The sequence below is a fragment of the Undibacterium umbellatum genome (genome assembly GCF_014284125.1).
GTDB lineage: Bacteria > Pseudomonadota > Gammaproteobacteria > Burkholderiales > Burkholderiaceae_D > Undibacterium > Undibacterium umbellatum.
Map to the genome: position 1 here is coordinate 36,652 of NZ_JACOFX010000003.1, position 21,438 is coordinate 58,089.

Annotated in this window: 18 protein-coding genes; 12 read left to right on the plus strand and 6 right to left on the minus strand. The window is 49.2% G+C overall.

All coding sequences use genetic code 11. From position 1 onward, the window contains the following. Positions 1-14: 14 nt before the first annotated feature. The 12 genes from H8L47_RS08450 (at position 15) to H8L47_RS08505 (ending at position 15,971) form a co-directional block, all read left to right on the plus strand. Entirely contained in the window at positions 15-668 is a 654-nt protein-coding gene (locus H8L47_RS08450) for a type IV pilus inner membrane component PilO (protein WP_186953152.1), read from the plus strand. Beyond that, complete coding sequence (locus H8L47_RS08455) at positions 665-1,207, plus strand: pilus assembly protein PilP (protein ID WP_186953153.1); 543 nt, start codon at positions 665-667, stop codon at positions 1,205-1,207. Before H8L47_RS08450 ends, H8L47_RS08455 begins: the two co-directional genes overlap by 4 nt. Then, on the plus strand, positions 1,204-3,354 hold the full coding sequence (gene pilQ / locus H8L47_RS08460) for a type IV pilus secretin PilQ (RefSeq protein WP_186953154.1): 2,151 nt from the start codon (positions 1,204-1,206) through the stop codon (positions 3,352-3,354). The genes H8L47_RS08455 and pilQ overlap by 4 nt, the downstream gene beginning before the upstream one ends. A gap of 70 nt (positions 3,355-3,424) precedes the next feature. Further along, positions 3,425-5,797 (plus strand): beta strand repeat-containing protein, encoded by a 2,373-nt coding sequence (locus H8L47_RS08465; protein ID WP_186953155.1) that lies wholly within the window; start codon positions 3,425-3,427, stop codon positions 5,795-5,797. Positions 5,798-5,955: 158 nt separating this feature from the next. After that, the gene (gene aroKB, locus H8L47_RS08470; protein ID WP_186953436.1) at positions 5,956-7,593 is read left to right on the plus strand and encodes a bifunctional shikimate kinase/3-dehydroquinate synthase AroKB; all 1,638 of its coding nucleotides are present in this window, start codon (positions 5,956-5,958) and stop codon (positions 7,591-7,593) included. Between the two features lie 5 nt (positions 7,594-7,598). Next, positions 7,599-8,744, plus strand: coding sequence for a deoxyguanosinetriphosphate triphosphohydrolase (locus H8L47_RS08475; protein ID WP_186953156.1), 1,146 nt, complete (start codon positions 7,599-7,601; stop codon positions 8,742-8,744). Between the two features lie 145 nt (positions 8,745-8,889). Further along, positions 8,890-9,591, plus strand: a complete 702-nt coding sequence (locus tag H8L47_RS08480; protein WP_186953157.1) for a DUF4197 domain-containing protein — start codon at positions 8,890-8,892, stop codon at positions 9,589-9,591. Between the two features lie 421 nt (positions 9,592-10,012). Further along, complete coding sequence (locus tag H8L47_RS08485) at positions 10,013-11,170, plus strand: ABC transporter substrate-binding protein (protein ID WP_186953158.1); 1,158 nt, start codon at positions 10,013-10,015, stop codon at positions 11,168-11,170. Between the two features lie 135 nt (positions 11,171-11,305). Next, the gene (locus H8L47_RS08490) at positions 11,306-12,196 is read left to right on the plus strand and encodes a branched-chain amino acid ABC transporter permease (protein WP_186953159.1); all 891 of its coding nucleotides are present in this window, start codon (positions 11,306-11,308) and stop codon (positions 12,194-12,196) included. Positions 12,197-12,205: 9 nt separating this feature from the next. After that, positions 12,206-14,155, plus strand: coding sequence for a branched-chain amino acid ABC transporter ATP-binding protein/permease (locus tag H8L47_RS08495; RefSeq protein ID WP_186953160.1), 1,950 nt, complete (start codon positions 12,206-12,208; stop codon positions 14,153-14,155). A gap of 10 nt (positions 14,156-14,165) precedes the next feature. Next, on the plus strand, positions 14,166-14,894 hold the full coding sequence (locus H8L47_RS08500; protein WP_186953161.1) for an ABC transporter ATP-binding protein: 729 nt from the start codon (positions 14,166-14,168) through the stop codon (positions 14,892-14,894). A 126-nt stretch (positions 14,895-15,020) separates the two neighbouring features. After that, a complete protein-coding gene (locus H8L47_RS08505) occupies positions 15,021-15,971 on the plus strand; it encodes an alpha/beta hydrolase family protein (RefSeq protein ID WP_186953162.1) in 951 nt (316 codons plus the stop codon). A 451-nt stretch (positions 15,972-16,422) separates the two neighbouring features. On the opposite strand, the gene H8L47_RS08510 is transcribed toward H8L47_RS08505, so the two are convergent. The 6 genes from H8L47_RS08510 to lptA all read right to left on the minus strand — a co-directional run bounded on the left by H8L47_RS08510 (position 16,423) and on the right by lptA (position 21,437). After that, positions 16,423-17,517, minus strand: a complete 1,095-nt coding sequence (locus H8L47_RS08510; RefSeq protein ID WP_186953163.1) for an enoyl-CoA hydratase/isomerase family protein — start codon at positions 17,515-17,517, stop codon at positions 16,423-16,425. 78 nt (positions 17,518-17,595) lie between these two features. After that, the gene (locus H8L47_RS08515) at positions 17,596-17,964 is read right to left on the minus strand and encodes a hypothetical protein (protein WP_186953164.1); all 369 of its coding nucleotides are present in this window, start codon (positions 17,962-17,964) and stop codon (positions 17,596-17,598) included. Positions 17,965-18,162: 198 nt separating this feature from the next. Beyond that, positions 18,163-18,510: a ribosome hibernation-promoting factor, HPF/YfiA family gene (gene hpf, locus H8L47_RS08520; RefSeq protein WP_186953165.1), complete on the minus strand. Its 348-nt coding sequence runs from the start codon at positions 18,508-18,510 to the stop codon at positions 18,163-18,165. 107 nt (positions 18,511-18,617) lie between these two features. Further along, positions 18,618-20,108, minus strand: a complete 1,491-nt coding sequence (locus H8L47_RS08525; protein WP_186953166.1) for an RNA polymerase factor sigma-54 — start codon at positions 20,106-20,108, stop codon at positions 18,618-18,620. An 11-nt stretch (positions 20,109-20,119) separates the two neighbouring features. Next, entirely contained in the window at positions 20,120-20,872 is a 753-nt protein-coding gene (gene lptB / locus H8L47_RS08530) for an LPS export ABC transporter ATP-binding protein (protein WP_186953167.1), read from the minus strand. 1 nt (position 20,873) lies between these two features. Beyond that, positions 20,874-21,437 (minus strand): lipopolysaccharide transport periplasmic protein LptA, encoded by a 564-nt coding sequence (gene lptA, locus H8L47_RS08535; RefSeq protein WP_186953168.1) that lies wholly within the window; start codon positions 21,435-21,437, stop codon positions 20,874-20,876. Position 21,438 lies beyond the last annotated feature (1 nt).

Sequence of the window (21,438 nt, forward strand, 5' to 3'; positions counted from 1 at the left end):
ACGGAAGATTGTAAATGGCGATTAATCTGAATGAAATTGGTCAGTCTATTAACGCCCAGTTTCAAGGCTTGAATGGACTTCATCCTGGTCTTTGGCCAATTGCACCACGTATGGCTTCGGCCATTGGTGTGGTTGTTGCCGTGGTGGCTTTGGGGTGGTTTCTCCAGTGGGATGGCCAGATGCAAGCCATAGAAGCTGGTCAAGCGGAAGAAGTCAAGCTCAGGGATGAATACAAGTCCAAGCTACAACAGGCAATTAATCTTGATGCCTTGTTAGAGCAGCGCAAGACAGTGCAGCAATATGTTGCAACCATGGAAAAACAGCTCCCTAGTCAGGCCGAAATGGCTGCTTTGCTGGGTGATATTAACCAGGCAGGTTTAGGGCGCGGTTTGCAATTTGACTCCTTTAAACCTGGATCCCCTGCGGTAAAGGATTATTACGCTGAGCTGCCAATTGCAATCAAGATTCAAGGTAGTTATCACGATCTTGGGCAATTTGTAGCAGATATTGCAAAATTGCCAAGGATTGTTACCTTGAATAATTTGGGTATCACCGCTTTGAAAGAGGGGGGATTGTCATTGGATGTCACAGCCAAGACTTTCCGCTACCTGAATAAGGATGAGGTTCAGGATCAGGCTGACAAGAAGAAAAAGGAGCCTAAGAAATGATGAAATTTCTCATTAGGCCAACAATCTACATGATGCTGGCTCTGTCCTTGTCAGCATGTGGCGATGCTGAAGAAACTGAATTGAAAGCCTGGATGGATGCTGAGCAAAAGCAAGCCAAGGCCGTGATCCCGAAAATTAGTCCGCCAAAAGTGTACACGCCATTTTCTTACGCGGGAAAAGGAGAGATAGAGCCATTTGATCCAGCCAAGTTGCTGGTGGTTCTGGCACGCTTGAAAGCGGCATCAAGTAATGGTATTAAAGCTCCCAACCTGGATAGGCCAAGAGAAGCTCTGGAAGCTTTCCCGATGGATACCTTGGTAATGGTAGGGACGATAGAGAAAAATAAAATGGTTTATGGCTTGGTTCAAGTGGATAAAACAGTTTATCAAGTCAAGTTGGGTGCTTATATGGGGCAAAATCTGGGACTAATTACAAAGATTTCAGAAAATGAAATTGAAATCAAGGAAACAGTTCAGGATGCCGCAGGCGACTGGATTGAGCGTCAAGCCAAGTTAGAGTTGCAGGAGGCTAAGAAATGAATGCGTTGATAAATACAAGTAAAAGGGGCGCCAAATTGGTTAAATTGATTTTATGTGCTTTGCTAGGTTTTTGTAGTGCAGCTTTTGCACAAACAAATTCGATCGAGTCGCTGACGGCAAATCAGCAAGGTGCCAATATTATTGTCAAAATTACCCTTAAGCAGCCTTTGCAAAAAGTACCTGTTGGGTTTTCAATTGCCAATCCATCCCGAATCGCGCTTGATTTTGCCGACGTTAGCAATAATACAGGTAAGACGGCATTCGAAATGAATATGGGCGACCTGCGCGCCATCAATCTAGTGGAGGCAACCGGGCGTTCGCGTGTGATTTTCAATCTGAACAAGTCTCTCAACTATGCTACAGCAATAGACGGCAACTCATTGATAGTCACAATTGATGCTTCAGGCGGTACTGCTACTGCAGTCAATTCGCAAGGCTTGCCAGTGACTGTGCAGCCAGCAGTTGTTGGAAAACGCATGTTGCGCGATATAGATTTCCGTCGCGGTAGTGCTGGTGAGGGCCGCATTGTCATCGATTTGCCACTGGACCAGGTAGCGGTAGACATTCGTCAGCAAGGTCAAAAAATCATCGTGGATTTCCTCAAAGTAGGCTTGCCAGAAACGCTGCGCCGCCGCCTGGATGTTGCTGATTTCGGTTCGCCGGTCCAGATTGTGACTACGACGCCATTTGGTGAGAATGTCCGCATGGTGATAGAACCCACAGGCTTGTGGGAACACAGCGCATATCAGAGTGATACCCAGTTTGTAGTGGAAGTTAAACCTATCAAAGAAGATCCAAATAAGCTGACCCAGGGCACGCAAGGGTATCGTGGCGAGCGACTCTCTTTCAACTTCCAGAATATCGAGGTCCGTGCCATCTTGCAGATCATTGCAGAAATCAGTGGTTTGAATGTGATTGCCAGCGATACAGTCAATGGCACCATTACCTTGCGTCTGAAAGATGTACCTTGGGATCATGCTTTGGATATCATCATGCAATCCAAGGGATTGGATATGCGCAAGAATGGTTCTGTCATCTGGATTGCTCCGAAAGAAGAGTTGCTGACCAAAGAAAAGCTTGAACTTGAGCAAAAGGCGCAAATTGCAGAATTAGAGCCTGTAAAAACAGAATCATTCCAGTTGAATTATCAAAAAGCCGAATCCTTCAAGAAAGTTTTTGGGGATGAAGGCGGAGCTAATAATCGCCTGTTGTCTAAGCGGGGTAGCGCTGTGATTGAACCGCGTACCAATCAGTTGTTCGTGACTGATATTGCTTCCAAACTCGAAGAAGTCCGCAAATTAATTGCAAAAACTGATATTGCTTCCAGGCAGGTTTTGATTGAAGCCAGGATAGTTGAGGCGGATGATAAATTTAGCAAAAGTCTTGGTGCAAAACTGGGCTTCCTGGACATGCGTGGTCTTCGTGGTGGTGACGTGGGCTACCAGCTTGCAGGTAATCAACGAGTTGGTCTGACAGGTAATTATCTTGGCTTGGGTGAGCAGCAAGGCACTGCAAAAATTACTGATTCAAGCTATGCGCCAAATAGTCAGTTTGTGAATTTGCCGGCATCAGGAGCTAATGGTTTGAATCCTGGTAGTTTGGCTGTCAGTTTGTTTTCATCTGCGGCTAACCGTTTCCTGAATTTGGAATTGTCAGCGCTGGAAGCAGATGGCAAGGGTAAAATAGTCTCCAGTCCAAGGGTTGTTACTGCCGATCAATTAAAAGCATCGATAGAACAAGGTACTGAATTGCCTTATCAGGTAGCCACATCCAGCGGTGCGACATCGATTTTCTTCCGTAAGGCTTCGTTGCGACTGGAAGTCACGCCACAAATTACACCAGATGGCAATGTGATTCTGGATGTTGATGTGCATAAGGACAGTGTTGGCCAAGAAACTAGGGCTGGCTTTGCGATTGACACCAAAGAGGTAAAAACAATTGTTTTGGTTGAAAATGGCGGTACCGTGGTGCTAGGTGGGATTTTCCAGCAAACTGAACGCGATAGTGTGACTAAAGTGCCATTTTTTGGTGATTTGCCTTTGTTTGGGAATTTGTTCAAATCCACAGGTAGAACAAATGAAAAGACCGAATTGCTGATATTCATTACCCCAAAAATTATTGCTGAAAAATTCAGTAGCAAGCAATAGCCGTATATGATGTTGAACGCATAGCAATATGCAAACCGATTTCCTGAGTTCGTAAAATTATAGGTGTTTCATGATGAAGTATATTCGCGGTCTATTCGCACTACTCTTAATTTTTGGCCTGACGGCTTGTGGCGGTGGCGGCGGTTCGCCAGGTTCCACCACGAATGTCAAGTTTTATACTACGGCCCCCGATAAAATCACGGTGGCTCCAGGTGCCAGCCAAACTTTTAGCATTGGTGGCGGTGTTCCTGGTTATCAGGCCAACAGCAGTACATCGGCTGCCACAGTCAGCATTACTGGGCAAACCCTGACTATCACTGGCGGTGGTGGTGGTTCGTCGATTGTGACAGTAAAAGATTCTACTGGCGCGTCAGTCACCATCGATGTCACCGTTGGAACTGGTCTTGCCTTGTTTACAACGGCACCAGGTGATGTCATTGTTGGAGTCGGCGCTCAGTCATCTGAATTCACGATAGGTGGTGGTAGCGCTGTCTATGCTGTAAGCAGCGGCAATTCTGCTATCGCTCAAGTAATTTCATCAGGCAATCGCTTTGCAATTGTCGGTGTTGCCGGTGGTAAAACAACGGTCTCTGTCAAGGACACCATAGGCGGTTCAGTCACTATTAATGTTACGGTAGGTTCTGCGGATCCCTTGTTCTCCAATGCTGCAGGTGATATTAACCTGGGTGTCGGTGCTGCCACAACTTATACAGTGGGTGGCGGTGCGGGTCCTTATACGGTAGGTAGCAGCAATGTTGCGGTTGCAACGGCCTCGATCTCAGGCACCAAACTGACTATCACTGGCATTAGCGTAGGTACATCCAGTGTCGTGATTCGTGATGCAACAGTTGGTAATGTGACTATTAGAGTGACAGTTGGTTCGAATGCAGACTTGTTTACTTCAGCACCAGCTACTTTAACCGTAGGCATTGGAACTTCCAGCCCTACATTTACTATCGGTGGTGGCAGCCAGGTGTACACAGTCACTAGTGGCAATACCCAGATAGCAGGTGTCGGTATTAACGGAAACAAATTCACGATCAATGGAGTTTCTGCCGGTAAGACGATAGTTACTGTAAAAGATAGTTTTGGGGCAGTAGTGCTGATTGATGTAACCATCGGTTCTGGAGCAGATTTCTATACAACTGCTCCACTGGATCTTACTCTGACTGCAAATGGTAGTGGCACTTATGTACTGGGTGGCGGTAGTGCTCCTTACACGGCTACAAGTAGCAATACCTCGGTAGTTACTGCTTCAGCCTCAGGAAACAGTCTGACATTGACTGGTGTTGGTTCTGGTAAAGCAGTGGTGGTATTGCGGGACGCAGCAGGCAAGATCATTAACGTGAACGTAACTTTGGGTTCCGGTACGGTTAATGCGCTCTTTACAACAGCTCCAGCTGCTGTCACAGTCGCTGTAGGGTCCAGTCCTGCTTATCAAATTGGTGGCGGTACTGCGCCTTATTCGGTTAGCAGCAGTAATACTGCAATTGCAACAGCAACTCTGACAGGTAGTACTTTCACGATTACGGCACTGGCGACAGGGACAGCCAATATTGTAGTTAAAGATGCGGCTGGCGTTCCTGTCACTATTGTAGTTAGTGTGGGCACTGGTGCAACAGTAGCTCTATATACCTCCGCACCAAATATTGTAACTATAGCCCCAGCGTCTGCCCCTACTTACATTATCGGTGGCGGTACGGCACCATATGCCGCGACGAGTAGCAATACTTCGGTTGCAACAGTCGCCGTAACAGGTAGCACGATGACGATTACTGGCGTGGCACCTGGTACAGCAACAGTCAGATTGGTCGATAGCGTGGGTGCTCCAGTCACAATTACTGTGAATGTAATATCCGGTACAAACTCGACTCTTTCCGTTGCTCCGTCGTCAATCAGTGGATTTGTTGGTGACGCTGTGACTATTCGAGTTGACGGTGGTAGCGCTCCATATACGGCAACTTCCAGTATTCCAGGTAATGCGACTATTACGAGCGGTGCAACATTGACCGCAGCTGGGAACGTTACAGTGTTTCTTGCAAGGGTTGGTACTGCTAACATTGTTGTGACTGATGCACAGGGTACGGTTTCTAGCGTTGCAGTTACAGTAGCGGCACAAACATCTAATATGTTCCTGAGCCCAACAGTGTGGAATATTAATGAGACAAATAATGCGATTATCCCGCTGACAATCTCCGGTGGTAATGGACCATTCCAGGTATTCACCAATAACACCGTGTTGTCCAATGTTGCAGGAACTAGCCCTGATCCTTTGAATCCGCTGACATTTACGGGCCGTACTGTAAACGTAAGTTTGGGTACTCAAGGTACGCGTTGTGTGGCTGCTGATACCAATGTGACCATCACAGTCAAAGACAGCCTGAATATAACAACAACCAGTGTTATGACCATTAAAGACTTGAATGGTGGTGCTGGCTGTTAATATGGCTCGACAGGTTTGCCTGAAGCGGAAAATTTCTACACAATAGCTGTTTATTTGCTTCGAACCTTTATATTCCCCAGAGCCTCAAACTCTGGGGAGTTCAGCAAAAGTCTTAAGCCAGGTAAACAGTTTTGAAGAATATTTTTCTCGTAGGCCTGATGGGCTCCGGCAAAACCACGGTTGGGCGGGCCCTGGCAAAAAAACTCAATAAACGTTTTATTGATACTGATCACGAAATTGAGGCACGTACAGGTGTCTCGATTCCCGTGATTTTTGAGATTGAAGGTGAGGCTAGTTTTCGACAGCGTGAAGCGGATGTGATCCGTGATCTGACTGAACAAGAAAATATAGTCCTGGCTACAGGTGGTGGTGCCGTGTTGAATGCAGATAGCAGGAAGTATTTGCATGAACGCGGCATTGTCATTTATTTGCGTGCAGGTATAAACAGCATCTTGCAGCGCACCCGCCACGACAAGAACAGACCTCTTTTGCGCACTGCAGACCCGCGCAAAAAACTCGAAGAGCTGGAATCCCAGCGAGCCCCCCTCTACCAGGAAGTTGCCCATGTCAGTATTGAAACTGGCAGGCCCAACGTACAGTTTCTGGTGCAATCCGTACTGGAAAAATTAGCTCAGGAAAAATTACTCGACATTCCTGAAGCCTTACTTAGCCATAGCAAAACAAATATGTCAGACCAAAGCACTGCCAGCACCACGACACTCCTGAATGTGGACCTGGGTGAACGCAGCTACCCCATTGCCATAGGCACTTCCCTGTTATCCGACAGCCAGTTTTTGCAGTCGAAGATCAAGGGCAAGAAAACCGTCATCGTCACCAATACAGTTGTTGCCCCCCTTTATCTTGCCGCACTGGAAGCAGCCTTGCGCGCCGCTGGCAAGGAAGTGCTGTCCGTCGTTTTGCCCGATGGTGAAGAGCAAAAAAACTGGACCAGCCTGATGCTGATTTTTGATGCCCTGCTTGAACATAAATGCGATAGAAAAATTACCTTGCTGGCCTTGGGTGGCGGTGTCATTGGTGACATGACAGGCTTTGCCGCCTCTGCTTACATGCGCGGCGTCCCTTTCGTACAAATCCCGACCACCTTGTTGTCACAAGTCGATTCATCCGTCGGCGGCAAGACCGGTATCAATCACCCTTTGGGCAAGAACATGATAGGGGCGTTTTATCAGCCCGAAGCAGTGATCGCCGATATCGACAGCCTGCAAAGCCTTCCTGACAATGAACTCTCCGCTGGCCTGGCCGAAGTCATCAAGCATGGTGCGATCATTGATCCCGTGTTCTTTGACTGGATAGAGGCAAACATGGCGGCCCTGCGCGCCAAAGACCCCAAGGCCCTGACGCATGCGATTTTGCGCTCCTGCGAAATCAAGGCAGATATCGTGCGCCAGGATGAGCGTGAAGGTGGTTTACGTGCCATCCTGAATTTTGGTCATACATTTGGACACGCCATAGAATCTGGCCTGGGTTATGGCAAATGGCTGCATGGCGAAGCGGTAGGCTGTGGCATGGTCATGGCTGCTGATTTATCGTGTCGCCTGGGCTATATTGATTACGTGACCAAGACCCGTATCAAACAAGTGGTAGAGGCTGCAGGATTGCCAGGCGTGGCTCCTGATCTTGGTGAAGAGCGCTGGCTGGAATTGATGGAAGTCGACAAGAAAAATGAAGGCGGTAAAATCAAGTTCATCCTGTTGAAACCTTTGGGGCAGGCGCATATCACTACGGTGCCCCAAGAGACTTTGCTGGCAACCCTGCGTAGCTGCATCATCAACTAACGACCATGTTCACCGACGCCCACCTCGCTCCCTATGCTGCACAATCAGCCAACACGCGAGGGAGGCGTTATACTGAAGAGTCATCGCCCTCGCGCAGCGAATACCAGCGCGACCGTGACCGTATCATCCACAGCACTGCCTTTCGCCGTCTTGAATACAAGACCCAGGTTTTCGTCAATCACGAAGGCGACCTGTTTCGCAACCGCCTGACACACAGCCTTGAAGTAGCACAGATAGGCCGTTCAATTGCCCGCAACCTGCGTCTGAATGAAGACCTGGTTGAGGCGATCTCACTGGCACATGATCTCGGCCATACCCCTTTCGGCCATGCCGGCCAGGATGCCCTGAATACCTGCATGAAGCCCTTTGGCGGCTTTGAACATAATCTGCAAAGCCTCCGTGTGGTCGATGAACTGGAAGAGCGCTATGGTGCTTTTGATGGGCTTAACCTCACCTACGAAACCCGGGAAGGCATACTCAAACATTGTTCCATCACGAATGCCAGAATGCTGGGTGATGTCGGGCAGCGATTTATCGATAAACAACGTCCAACGCTGGAAGCTCAAGTCACCAACCTGGCAGATTCCATCGCCTACAATAATCATGATATTGATGATGGCCTGCGTTCCGGTTTGCTGCTTGAGTCGCAATTGCTGGAAGTCGATATTTATGCCCGTCATCGCGCGGTTGTTGACGCTACTTATCCAGGTATCAGCGGTCGTCGTGGCATCGCTGAAACCATACGCCGCATGATCAATACCCTGATCGTCGATTTGATACAAACATCGGCAAATAACATCCAGAATTGTGCCCCCACATCAGTGGACGAAGTACGCCGCATGGAAAGAATGATCGCCTTTTCAGATGCCATGTTTCAAGAGGCACAAACCCTCAAGCAATTTCTGTTTGAAAACCTGTACCGCCATTATCAGGTTAACCGTATGACCTTCAAAGCCAGGCGCACCATCACTGAATTATTTGATGCCCTGCATGCAGAACCGAACCTGTTGCCTGCTGATTATCAAGTCCGCAAATCTGATAGCGAAGCGCAGCAATTGCAAGCCAGGAAAATTGCCGATTACATCGCAGGCATGACAGACCGCTATGCCATGCGTGAGCACAGGCGTCTGTACATGGTGGACGAGATTTAGCTTCATCACCAAAGCCGTTTCTCACTAAAACATAATACTGGGTAAACTTCTTAGCTGAGTCATGGATTCACATAATTTGTACATTCAAATTGAGGATATACACTGAGTCTTGTATAGAATAGCAACTCTTTAACAGGAGGAAACCATGCCATCCATTTCTACTTTGTTCGCCCGCCTGCTGATGACCAGCAGCCTGGTTTTCGCTACTGCGGCAGCGCATGCCATCTCTTTGGCTGATCTCAGCAATCAGGATGCAAGCAGCGGGTTAAAAGCTGCCCTCGACAAAGGTTCTGCTGCAGCGGTCAGCAAGCTTGGTGTCGATGGCGGTTTTTTAAATAATGACAAAGTTAAAATCCAATTGCCGTCAATACTGGAAAAAGCACGCCCAATTTTACAGATGACAGGCAAAGGCCAGCAACTTGATGAATTGGTGGTGTCCATGAACCGTGCCGCAGAAGCTGCCGTGCCGATGGCCAAACCTTTGCTGGTGAATGCCGTCAAATCCATGAGCCTGACCGATGCAAAGAATATTCTGACAGGCGGCGAAACCTCGGTGACAGATTTTTTCAAACAAAAAACAGCAACACCCCTCAGTGCAAAATTCTTGCCCATGGTCAAAGCAGTGACTGACAAGGCGGGTTTGTCGGCTAAATATAATGGCATCATGGGACAAGCGCAGAAATTTGGTGCAGTGTCGCAGCAAGAAGCAACAGTTGAAGGTTATGTCACTCAAAAAGCCATGGATGCCTTGTTTTTGATGATAGCAGAAGAAGAAAAAGCGATCCGCCAAGACCCATTAGGTGCTGGCAGCAAGGCTATCAGTAAAGTCTTTAGCTTGTTGAAGTAAGTGAATCAGCAATGGCAAGGCAAGAATTTGCCTTGCCATTAAGATGGAGATTGATTGCCGCAGTTTGAAAATCTTTCGCTCTCACAAAATTTTGCAGCTTTTTTGCACAGGTTTTGTCACATTCTTTCCTGTCAGCCATAGATGCGATGAATTTCTTTCATCGCAAGCTTGAAAGAGTTTCCTTTGGCCATAATTCCTACCCATTTTTTCTATTCTGGAAATTGGGCAGGTGCTCTAGAAGCCTTGCTGTATAAGGCTTTGTGCTTCCCAGGAATTTCCTTGGACCTTTCCTGCACCTCGACGTGCGTAGTATTACTTAAGTAGAACGGAGTCCGAGAATATTTCCGTTTCCTGCTAATTTATGCGGGTAATTCATGAATTTATTTTTTTGAAGTACTCACATAAAAATCAGGAGACCAAGATGTCATACAAAGTCAAAACCCTAGTCGCATCCATCGTTCTGGGCCTGGCCGCTGCCAGCAATGCAGCAGAGCCTATCAAGATCGGTGTTGCCGGTCCTTTCACTGGTGGTTCCGCACCCATGGGTGTGTCCATGCGTGACGGCGTCAAACTTGCCGTTAGTGAAATCAACGCCAAAGGCGGTGTGCTGGGAAGACAGTTGCAATTGGTCGAGCGTGATGATGAAGCAAAAAATGAACGCGGTGTGCAAGTAGCACAAGAGCTCATCAACAAAGAAAAAGTGGTCGCTACCGTCGGCTATATCAATACTGGCGTAGCGCTGGCATCCCAGCGTTTTTATCAGGAAGCAAAAATCCCTGTCTTGAACAATGTCGCTACAGGCAGCGTGGTGACCAAGCAATTTTTGGCACCTGAGCACAAGGATAATTACATTTTCCGCACGGCAGCCAATGACACCATACAGTCAGCCATGATTGTTGATGAGGCCGTCGTCAAAAACAAATTCACCAAAGTCGCCATCTTGGCTGACTCAACCAATTATGGCCAGCTGGGTCGTGAAGACCTGGAGAAAACCCTCAGTGCCAGAGGCATCAAACCAGTTGCAGTAGAAAAATTCAATGTCAAGGATGTCGATATGACAGCCCAGTTATTGAAAGCCAAGCAGGGTGGTGCGCAAGCCATCCTGACCTATGGCATAGGCCCTGAGCTGGCGCAAATCGCCAACGGCATGGAAAAGCTTGGCTGGAAAGTACCAATGATAGGAAGCTGGACTTTGTCCATGGGTAACTTCCTCGACAATGCTGGTAAAAATGGTGATGGTGCCATGATGCCGCAAACCTTTATCCAGGACCCGAATACGCCCAAGCGCAAGGCTTTCATCGAAGCCTATCAAAAGGCTTACAAGGTCGAGCGCATGCCTTCTGCCGTTTCTGCTGCACAAGGCTATGACTCCATCTATCTGCTGGCTGCTGCTATCAAACAGGCGGGTAGTACAGATGGTGTCAAAGTGCGCGAAGCATTGGAAAATCTGAATGAAAAAGTGGAAGGCGTGATCACCACCTATAACAAACCTTTCACGCATGACGATCATGAAGCGATCAAAGCTGGCATGCCTGTCATGGGCCTTGCCAAAGCTGGGCAGATCGTCCAGGTGAAATAAGGGCTGGGCGTAACACCTGCCCTTAGCTCAGCCGCCTGCGCGGCGCTTGGTTTGTTATTCAGACAGACAGCCGTCATCAGGCTCTCCAACAATTTTGGAGAGCCTTGGCAGGCTGCATTCCACGGGTGAATCAAAATGGAAATATTACTTCAGCTCGTCTTCAGCGGCATCGCCCTGGGGATGATTTATGCTGTCATCGCGTTCGGCTATCAACTCACGTTTGCAACTTCAGGTACCCTCAACTTCGGTCAGGGCGAGGCGTTGATGCTGGGTGCACTGGTCGGCCTAAGTGTGGTCGGCAATGTGCACGGTGGCCCCTACATGAATTATTGGGTGATGATACCGATAGTCTTGCTCTTCGGTGGCTTGCAAGGCATGGTGGTGGAATGGATAGGTGTACGGCCTGCCATCAAGATCAAATCAGAATTTGGCTGGATCATGTCCACCATTGCACTTGCCATCATCTTCAAAAACGTTGCAGAAAATATCTGGGGCAAGGATGATCTGACCTTCCCATCTCCTTTGTCCGCTGCACCATTTCAGGTGCTTGGCGCAAATGTGCAAGCCATGCAAGTCGTGGTTGTTCTAGGCGCACTGGCGATGATGCTGGCAGTAGAATTTTTCAACCGCAAATCGATTTATGGCAAGGCTGTGGTGGCAACCTCCAATGACAGGGATGCAGCTGGACTGATGGGTATCAATACCAGCATGGTGATTACCTTCTCTTATGCGCTGTCATCTGCTACCGCTGCCTTCGCTGGCGTGTTGGTGGCACCCTTGACGCTGACCGGCGCGACCATGGGTTCTGCACTGGGTTTAAAAGCCTTTGCCGTCGCCATTATCGGTGGTCTGACGTCTGGCGTAGGTGCCATTGTTGGTGGCCTGATTTTGGGGATTGCTGAAACACTTACAGGTTTCTATATTTCCACCGGCTACAAGGAAGTACCAGGCCTGGTCTTGCTGCTGCTGGTACTGGCCGTCAAACCTGCCGGTTTGTTTGGCAAAGCTGCCATCAAGAAAGTGTGAGGTCCAGATATGAATAAGCAGACTTTAACTCTTTCCGTACTGGGTATAGGTGCACTGGCCTTGGTGCCGGTTGTCATGCACAATCCTTACTACCTGCACCTGGCAGAAACCATACTGATCTACGCCATACTTTTATTTGGTCTGGATATCGTGGTTGGCTATACCGGCCAGGTTTCTCTCGGCCATGCCGGTTTGTTTGGTATAGGATCGTATACAACGGGTGTGCTGGTGTTCAAGCTTGGTATGTCGGTGTTTGTCGCCATTCCTTGCAGTATCGCTGTCACAGCCGTATTTGGTGCCTTGCTGGCTCTCCCTGCGCTACGTGTGACCGGGCCTTACCTGGCCATGGTGACACTGGCCTTTGGTACCATTATCCAGATTCTCATCAATGAAATGAGTTTCCTGACTGAAGGGCCAATGGGTATCAAGCTCACCAAGCCTGTCATCTTTGGGCAAAAGCTCGGTGAAGTGGGTTTTTTCTACCTTGTCGCAGTCATGCTGGTGCTGTCATTGATTGTGGTTCACCGCATCTTGCGTTCTCACTACGGCCGTGCATTCCAGGCCTTGCGCGACAGCCCGATTGCCTCTGATTGCATGGGTGTTTCAGTTTACAAGTACAAAGTCATCGCCTTCGTCATCAGCGCAGCGCTGGCTGGTCTGGCAGGCAGCCTGTATGCGTATTCGGAAGAGTATATTTCGCCGAATACCTACAACTTTGAACTGACCATCATGTTCTTGCTGGCAGTCATCATGGGCGGACGCAAGACACGTACCGGTTCACTGCTGGGCGCTTTGATCGTCGTCATGCTGCCATCCCTGCTTGCTGATATAGAACTGTTCCGCAAGATCGCTACCGTGGCTGCATTGATAGCCGTAGTTGCCGGTGGCCTGGCAATCAGCAAAAAGCGCAAGACAGTCGGGGAACTTATTGTGCCAGTTGGTGCGACTGTGGCCATGGCCTTGTTCTCGTACAAGCTGGAAAACATTACCGACTGGCGTCTGACCATCTTTGGCCTGATGACCTTGTTTGTCGTGTATTACCTGCAGGATGGCATCGTCGGTTTCGTCAACAGCTTGCTGGGCAAGGGGCAGCAGCATCTCATCGTCAACGCAGAAAGCGCCGAGACCAATGCAGGCAATGCCATAGTCAACGCCAGCGATACCCGTGTTGGTGTCTTGCTGACAGGCAGAAAAATTCTCATGCAATTCGGCGGTCTGAAAGCACTGAACCAGGTTGATCTGCAAATTAACAAAGGTACTGTGCATGGCCTGATCGGTCCTAACGGTTCCGGCAAAAGTACCATGATGAATGTGCTGACCGGTATTTATCAACCTACTGATGGGGTAGTGGAGTTTGCCGGTAAAGTCATCTCTGGCAGCACGCCCTCGGCAATTGCACTGGGTGGTGTTGCCCGTACTTTCCAGAACGTGCAACTGTTTGGTGAGATGACGGCAACAGAAAACATCCTCGTCGGCTTGCACAGCACCTTCCGCAGTAATGTGGGTGATGCCATGCTGCATACGCCACGATATTTGCGTGAAGAACAGCAGGCAAGAGCGCGTGCGGCCAGCATCTTGCAATTTGTTGGCCTGGCTGACCTGGCCAATGAAGAGGCGCGCAATCTGCCCTACGGCAAGCAACGCCTGCTGGAAATCGGCCGCGCGCTGGGTCTCAATCCGCAGCTCTTGCTGCTGGATGAGCCTGCCGCTGGTTTAACTGCGCCTGATATCAAGGACTTGATCGCCATCATCCGCAAGATACGTGAGCACGGTATCACCATCATCCTCATCGAGCATCATATGGATGTAGTCATGTCGATTTGCGATACTGTGACTGTGCTGGATTTTGGTCAGAAAATTGCCGAGGGCAAACCGGCAGCCGTACAGGCCGATCCAAAAGTGATCGAAGCCTATCTGGGTGGCAGCGTAGCTGATGCCACTGAAGTTGCTGCAGCATAAGGAGAGAGCAATGTTAACCATATCAAATCTGCATGCAGCCTATGGCAAGGTCGAAGTCTTGCATGGTATTTCCATGGACGTGCCCAAGGGCAAAGTCGTCACCCTTATTGGTTCCAATGGTGCTGGCAAGACCACTACCATGCGCGCGATTTCCGGCATGTTGAAGCCTAAAGAAGGCACCGTTACTCTGGCTGGTAAAGATGTCACCGGTCTGGATTCTCACAAGATCGCCAGGGCAGGTCTGGCACATTCGCCGGAAGGCCGACGCGTGTTTGCCACCATGTCGGTGACCGATAATCTTTTGCTTGGTGCTTTCCCGCGTTTCACACGAAGCCGCCCGCGTGGAGATATAGAAAGTGATCTGCAAAAAGCCATGGAATTGTTCCCGCGCCTGAAAGAGCGCAAGAACCAGTTGGCTGGTACCTTGTCTGGCGGTGAGCAACAAATGCTGGCGATGGCGAGAGCCGTCATGCTTAATCCTGATGTGGTCTTGCTGGATGAGCCCTCGATGGGACTTGCTCCTATTCTGGTCGATGAAGTTTTTCGCATCATCGTGCGTTTAAAAGAGCAGGGCACGACCATGCTGCTGGTGGAGCAGTTTGCAGCGGCTGCTTTGGCCGTGGCTGACTATGGCTATGTGCTGGAAAATGGCAGAATATCTGTACATGGCCCGGCGGCCAGTTTGCAGAATGATCCGGCGGTGAAGGCTGCTTATTTGGGTGGTGGTGCGCAGCATTGATAGCAACGCTCATGCAAGTTTGGCAAGTTTGAGGAATGGGGAGCTTGCTCCCCATTTTCATTTTTATCGCATTGCTGGCAGGGCTGTGATATTTTCTTAAGTCATTTAAGTAAATCACGCCAGCCCATGCATATCAATTCTATTTCTTCGCGCGTTCTCCAAATCGTTCTGGCATTCATCACGTTCTTTTGCGCTTCCGCGATGGCGGCACCTGTGCTGCAAGAACACAGCATAAAAATCGATGGCAAGCAAAGGCGTTACTATCATTTATCTGATCCTGCGGCGATAACACCTGGTCGTCCTATATTACTGGTCAGCGGTTCGGGATGTGATGATTTTGCAGTTCGTTTGCCGATGTTTTTTGAGCGCTACCCCGGAGCGGTGAATGTCTATTATCTGGAAAAACCTGGCGTTGCCAAAAATGCAGATGGCAGCAAATGCTCTGAAGCGTTTCTGGCTGCAGATCAGTTCGGCAAACGATTGTCCGATCATTTGAAATTTCTATCGATCGAGCCTGAACTGAAAAAAATGCCTGCACGGTCTATTGCTGTATTGGGCTTTTCTGAGGGGGGAGCGGTTGCTCCTTATATCGCCAGGGACAGCAATAAAATCGGCTGGCTGGCAACCGCGGGTAGTGGAGGTTTACCGCAGAGTGAAGAGTTTTTGATCTTTGCAGACCGCGGGGTGGAACCTTATGCCAAGCCATTTTCACGCGACTATTTTTTACAGGTCTATGCAGAGATCAAAAAAGATGGCAAGAGCCTTAAGAAAGAGTTCTTTGGTCATCCCTATGCCTATTGGTCAGGTCATTTGTTTACTTATCCTTTGAATGTGTATGCAAGTCTGAATATTCCCATGGTGGTAGCGATGGGTGAGAAGGATGAGAGTGTGCCGATTGAATCAGGGCATGCCTTGCGGGATCATTTCTTGAAGCATCCAGAAAAGGATTTTCAGTTTGTGGAATTTCCTGGTGCCAGTCATGGTTTGAGGTATGGGGATAGGAATGGGGCGCAAGAATTTGTTGCGGGGTTGGCGGGGTGGTTTAAGGGGGATAAGAAGGCGTTTGAGTTGAAGTGATGGTCGCCCATAGCTAGCTGCTCAGCCTTGGATTTTATGGCAATCTTATTCACGTCATTCCTGCGTAGGCAGGAATCTAGCGGCGTTCGTGGTATGCCGTGTTGTTCGTTGAATATTGCACTTTGACTAAAGCGGTTGCCTTTCGTAGAACCAAGCCGGGTCTCGGCCCGGCAGCCGAAATACTTTCTTTGCGTCGCCAAAGAAAGTATTCAAAGAAAGGCGACCCAGGCGTCGTCGCCCCTGCGGGGTTCCCGTTTGTGCAGTACAAAAAATGGGAAATGCCCGAAACTCGCTACGCTCAAACACGGGCATTTCTTAATCCATTTTCTGTACTGCACAAACGGCGTCGACACATGGGAACTGCAGAAAGTCAAAATCAACGTCAACACGACCTTGGTCTAAATTTTTAGATACGTGATTGATTAACACTCTGATCAATCAACAGTTCAACTCACCCCTCCAAATACCGCAAAGGATGCGCATGAGCTGGCCAGGCTTCTGCAAAGAACCCTGTCACTTGCTCTGTCGTCACTTCCTCCAATGTCTCAGGTGACCAGCGTGGGTTATTGTCTTTATCTACCACCAGCGCGCGTACACCTTCCAGCACTTCGCCATGCTTGAAGCAGTGGCGTACCATGTTTCTTTCCATGCGCAGGCATGCTGATACTGTCATGTCTTTACTGCGGCGCAATTGTTCCAGTGTGACTGACATCAGCAGAGGCGAACGCTTTTGCATGGTGGCCAGGGTTTGCTGGGCAAACTCGCTGTTGTCCTGTTGTAGTTTTTCACTGATGGCAGTAACGCTATTGCCAGCAAATATGTTGTTGATTGCAGCGTGTTGTGTAGCCAGTTTGCTGGTATCCGGTTTTGCCTGATCTACAAAAGCCGTAGCAAAATCGCGTATCGCCAGACGCAAGTCTGTAGCCTTGCTTTCACTAAGCAAGTTCATCAATGCTGGTATTTCTGCGGTGGGGATATAGACATCCGCCAGCCCTGCGTAGATGGCATCAGCGGCTGTAATGATCTCACCTGTCAGGCCCAGGTAAGTGCCAATTTCACCCTCAGTACGAGACAGGAAATAGCCGCCGCCCACATCTGGGAAAAGGCCAATATTCACTTCCGGCATGGCCATCTTGGTACGCTCAGTGACGATGCGCAAACGACAATTTGCTCCTGCCTGCGCGATACCCATACCACCGCCCATCACCACGCCATTCATCAGCGCGATATAGGGTTTTGGGTAGAAATGGATTAAATGATTTAAGGCATATTCCTCAGTGAAGAAATCTTCCAGCAGGGCTGAGTCGCCCTTGGGTGTGGCAGTACCTACGTCATAGAAAAAACGGATATCACCACCAGCACAAAATGCCTTTTCGCTACTGCTATGGATAAACACGGCACGCACACTTTGATCATCCTGCCAGGCCAGCAAAATCGTAGTCAGTGCTCTTACCATATCGAGAGACAGCGAGTTCAATGCTCTAGGTCTGTCGAGGGTGATGTAGCCTATATTGTTCTTGACGGAGGTAAGTACAAATTCGCTCATGGTGATTGACTATGCAGGGTAGGGGATGAAGCTGCTATTTTAACTTTGTCAGGCGTGGGCGTCACGGGGTGTATATGCTTATGAGGAAATAGCGTAAAAACAGCATGCTCGTTGCAGTTGCAGTTGCAGTTGCAGTTGCAGTTGCAGTTGCAGTTGCAGTTGCAGTTGCTGTCGGGTTTGGGGTTGAAGTTGTTTTTTGACTTTGGCAGTTCCCATGTGTCGACGCCATTTGTGCAATACAGAAAATGGAAAGAGAAAGGCCGATGTTTGAGCGTAGCGAGTTTTCGGACTTTCCCATTTTTTGTATTGCACAAATGGGAACCCCGCAGGGGCGACGACGCTTGGGTCGCCTTTCTTTGAATACGTTCTTTGGCGACGCAAAGAAAGTATTTCGGCTGCCGGGCCGAGACCCGGCTTGTATCCACAAAGAGCAATCGTTTTAGTCAAAGTGCTGCATGCAACAAACGCCACTAGATTCCTGCCTACGCAGGAATGATGGTTAATACGTGTACGGATTGTCGCAGGGCAATTCAATTAATGATTGAGGTAAATCGTTAAATCAAAACCCATCACCCAACAAAAAGGACGCCTTCTAGCGTCCTTGTTTTGGATGTCCACAACCCTGTTCGGGTAAGGACTGGGGTCTTATGAAGCCGATGCCGGATCAGGTATGTGCTTGATAGCGTCGTGCTGATGGTCCTGGATCTTGTCTTTATGCTTGATGACCTGGCGATCCAGTTTGTCTACCAGTGCATCAATTGCTGCATACAGATCATGCGCCAGACTTTCAACATGGATATCTTTACCGCTGATATGCAGGTTAATGTCGGCTTTGTGTCGTTTATCCTTTTCCCGGAGCTTGTCCACCGTCAGGATGACGGCGATATCAATGACCTGGTCGAAATGCCGCCTGATACGTTCTAGTTTGGTATGTACATATTCACGAATTGCAGGAGTTACTTCGACGTGGTGTCCACTGATGGTGAGATTCATACTGTGCTCCTATAGTGATGTTACTTGCTGTAACGATACGCTCTTGGCCTTTATTTGCTTTGAGCTAAATCATATATAGCAATTCAAACCGTGATTACAAGGACTACTTACAAAGATTTACGCAAACTCACTGGGGGGATTTTGAGGGCTTCACGGTATTTGGCAACTGTCCGTCGGGCAATTACCATGCCCTGTTCACCCAGCATGTCTGCAATTTTGCTATCAGAGAGTGGGCTTTTCTGGTCTTCTGCTCCTATCAGCTGCTTGATGAGTGCACGTATCGCGGTGGAAGATGCTTCACCCCCTGTTTCCGTCGCGACATGGCTGCCGAAAAAATACTTCAACTCAAACATGCCATGTGGGGTCAACATGTATTTTTGAGTTGTTACACGTGAGATAGTGCTCTCGTGTAATCCTAGTGTATCAGCAATTTCGCGCAAAACAAGGGGGCGCATGGCAACAGCACCGTGGGTGAAAAAATTGCGTTGTCTTTCAACTATCGCTTGTGCAACGCGCAAAATAGTGTCGAAACGTTGCCGCATATTCTTTATCAGCCAGCGTGCTTCCTGCAATTGTGTGCCCAGCCCAGCCTCACCGCGGTTTTGCTTCATGATATTGGCATACATGCTGCTGACCCGCAGCCTGGGCATCACGTCCTGATTCAGCATGACCTGCCAGCCATTGTCCGATTTTCTGACGATCACATCTGGCACCACATAATCTGATTCATCAACCGCAAAGGCAATGCCTGGCCGGGGCTGGCAAAGCCTGATGACGGTTTGTGCATCGCGCAAATCTTCATCGTCGCAATCAAGAATTTTCTTGAGTTTGGTGAAATCTCTTTGTGCAAATAAACTCAGTTGTGTTTCAACAATTTGCAATGCCAGCCTGCGTGTGACAAAAGCCACTTTGGGCATACGCCTGATTTGCAGGGCCAGGCATTCAGATGGGCTGCGGGCACCGACACCTGCCGGGTCAAAGCTTTGCAACATGTTCAGGGCAAAACCAAGTTCTTCTGGCTCGACGGCAAGTTCCAGTGGCAGACTTGCATGTATTTCGTCCAGGGTTTCGGTCAGGTAGCCATTGCTGTCCAGCGCATCGATCATCAATTCGACCAGAGCGCGGTCACGCGGTTCGCGCAAGTTCAGGCGCATTTGCTCCAGCAAATGTTCACGCAGAGTGATGTGGGCGGCACCCAGTTGCGGGCGCCCATCTTCATCATCACCAGACTTGCTGCCATGCTGCACGTCATCAAAGCCCCAGTCTTCTTCGCTGGAGGTAGTGCTGTCGTTGCTGATGACGGTTTCGGCATCAGCCGCCGCAGGTTCGGCGGATTTATCGGTTTCTTCTCTTTGTGTTGGTACTTCCATGCCAGCATCGGCAGAGGTGCTGCTGGTATTGATGGCACCGTCAGCCAGCAGGCGCACGGCATGATCGAGGGGATCGTCCACGCGTTCCAGCATTGGGTTATCGGTCAGCAGCGTCTCCAGCTCCTGATGCAATTCCAAAGTGGATAACTGCAATAATCGTATTGATTGCTGCAATTGCGGCGTTAAGGCCAGATGTTGTGAGGTACGTAGTTGCAGGCTTTGTTTCATGATGATTCCCGTCACATCCGGAAGTGTTCTCCGAGATAAACGCGACGTACAGATTCATTTTGGATAATGTCGTCAGGCTTGCCGCTGGCAAGTACCGCGCCTTGATTTATGATATAGGCGTGATCACAAATGCCCAGTGTTTCGCGCACATTATGATCGGTAATCAGTACACCTATGCCTCGCTCCTTGAGAAAGCGCACTATGCGTTGAATCTCGATGACGGCGATAGGGTCAACACCGGCAAAAGGTTCATCCAGCAAGACAAAGCGTGGATTAGTGGCCAGTGCGCGGGCAATTTCCACACGGCGGCGTTCACCACCCGAGAGAGATAATGCCTGGCTTTCGCGTATTTTTTCTATTTGCAAATCGGCCAGCAGGGCATCCAGTCTTTCTTCTATTTTTTTGGTGCCAAGAAATTTCCCGTCGCTGTCTTTTTGCAATTCCAGTACGGCGCGGATATTGTCTTCGACAGTCAGCTTGCGGAATACCGAAGCCTCCTGTGGCAAATAAGATAAGCCAAGTACGGCACGCTCATGGATGGGCAATTGAGAGATATTCACATCATCAATCGTGATGTCACCCGCATCTGAAGGTACCAGGCCTACGATCATGTAGAAGGAGGTGGTTTTGCCGGCACCATTCGGACCCAGCAAACCAACTACTTCGCCGCTTTTCAAGAGCAGGGATACATCGCGCACCACCTGGCGTGCACCATAACGTTTTTGCAATCCCTTGACGAGCAAGGTACTGGACTTTGCTGTCATCTTAATTAGCCTGCTTTTCTGGTTTTGGTTGCAGGATGATTTTCAAACTGCCCGAGCCATCTACATGCTGGCCACTGGTCGAGTTGGTGCCGATGAAAAAGTCATTCTTGCTATCATAAGACAAGTATTCACCCTCTTGTTCCTGGGTGACTTTTTTGCCTTCCAGATAGCGCACCTTGGCCTTGGAAATGAATTTGACGATTTCTGTACTCTGGTTGTATTCCGCGCGGTCTGCCTCGCCATCCACCCACAGGTCAGGGCCGCCGTCGCGTTTCTGGCGGAAACTGACTTTGCGGTTGCTGCCACCAGTCAGGACGACGAACTGGTCACCATTCGGGGCTTCTGTGACAACGGCGTTCTCGGCTTTGACTACCAGCGTGCCACGCATCAGGGAAACGCCCTTGGACAATCTGCGCACGCTGGTTTTGCCATCACTCTCGCCATAACCGGCTTCGATGATAGTTTCCTTGTTGCTGTCGGCTTTTTCTGCATGGGCAGAGGCGCAAGCCAGGCCAAGAAGCGCGAGGCTGGCAAAGCGTACGAGAGAGAATGGAGTATTTTTCATA

Excerpts from the sequence above, each read along its gene's own strand:
- pilQ (WP_186953154.1), top strand. The coding sequence starts at position 1,204 with ATGAATGCGTTGATAAATACAAGTAAAAGGGGCGCCAAATTGGTTAAA.
- H8L47_RS08525 (WP_186953166.1), bottom strand. The coding sequence starts at position 20,108 with ATGAAACAAAGCCTGCAACTACGTACCTCACAACATCTGGCCTTAACG.
- hpf (WP_186953165.1), bottom strand. The coding sequence starts at position 18,510 with ATGAATCTCACCATCAGTGGACACCACGTCGAAGTAACTCCTGCAATT.
- H8L47_RS08455 (WP_186953153.1), top strand. The coding sequence starts at position 665 with ATGATGAAATTTCTCATTAGGCCAACAATCTACATGATGCTGGCTCTG.
- H8L47_RS08480 (WP_186953157.1), top strand. The coding sequence starts at position 8,890 with ATGCCATCCATTTCTACTTTGTTCGCCCGCCTGCTGATGACCAGCAGC.
- H8L47_RS08510 (WP_186953163.1), bottom strand. The coding sequence starts at position 17,517 with ATGAGCGAATTTGTACTTACCTCCGTCAAGAACAATATAGGCTACATC.
- H8L47_RS08505 (WP_186953162.1), top strand. The coding sequence starts at position 15,021 with ATGCATATCAATTCTATTTCTTCGCGCGTTCTCCAAATCGTTCTGGCA.
- H8L47_RS08500 (WP_186953161.1), top strand. The coding sequence starts at position 14,166 with ATGTTAACCATATCAAATCTGCATGCAGCCTATGGCAAGGTCGAAGTC.
- H8L47_RS08495 (WP_186953160.1), top strand. The coding sequence starts at position 12,206 with ATGAATAAGCAGACTTTAACTCTTTCCGTACTGGGTATAGGTGCACTG.
- lptA (WP_186953168.1), bottom strand. The coding sequence starts at position 21,437 with ATGAAAAATACTCCATTCTCTCTCGTACGCTTTGCCAGCCTCGCGCTT.
- aroKB (WP_186953436.1), top strand. The coding sequence starts at position 5,956 with ATGGGCTCCGGCAAAACCACGGTTGGGCGGGCCCTGGCAAAAAAACTC.
- lptB (WP_186953167.1), bottom strand. The coding sequence starts at position 20,872 with ATGACAGCAAAGTCCAGTACCTTGCTCGTCAAGGGATTGCAAAAACGT.
- H8L47_RS08490 (WP_186953159.1), top strand. The coding sequence starts at position 11,306 with ATGGAAATATTACTTCAGCTCGTCTTCAGCGGCATCGCCCTGGGGATG.
- H8L47_RS08465 (WP_186953155.1), top strand. The coding sequence starts at position 3,425 with ATGATGAAGTATATTCGCGGTCTATTCGCACTACTCTTAATTTTTGGC.
- H8L47_RS08485 (WP_186953158.1), top strand. The coding sequence starts at position 10,013 with ATGTCATACAAAGTCAAAACCCTAGTCGCATCCATCGTTCTGGGCCTG.
- H8L47_RS08475 (WP_186953156.1), top strand. The coding sequence starts at position 7,599 with ATGTTCACCGACGCCCACCTCGCTCCCTATGCTGCACAATCAGCCAAC.
- H8L47_RS08450 (WP_186953152.1), top strand. The coding sequence starts at position 15 with ATGGCGATTAATCTGAATGAAATTGGTCAGTCTATTAACGCCCAGTTT.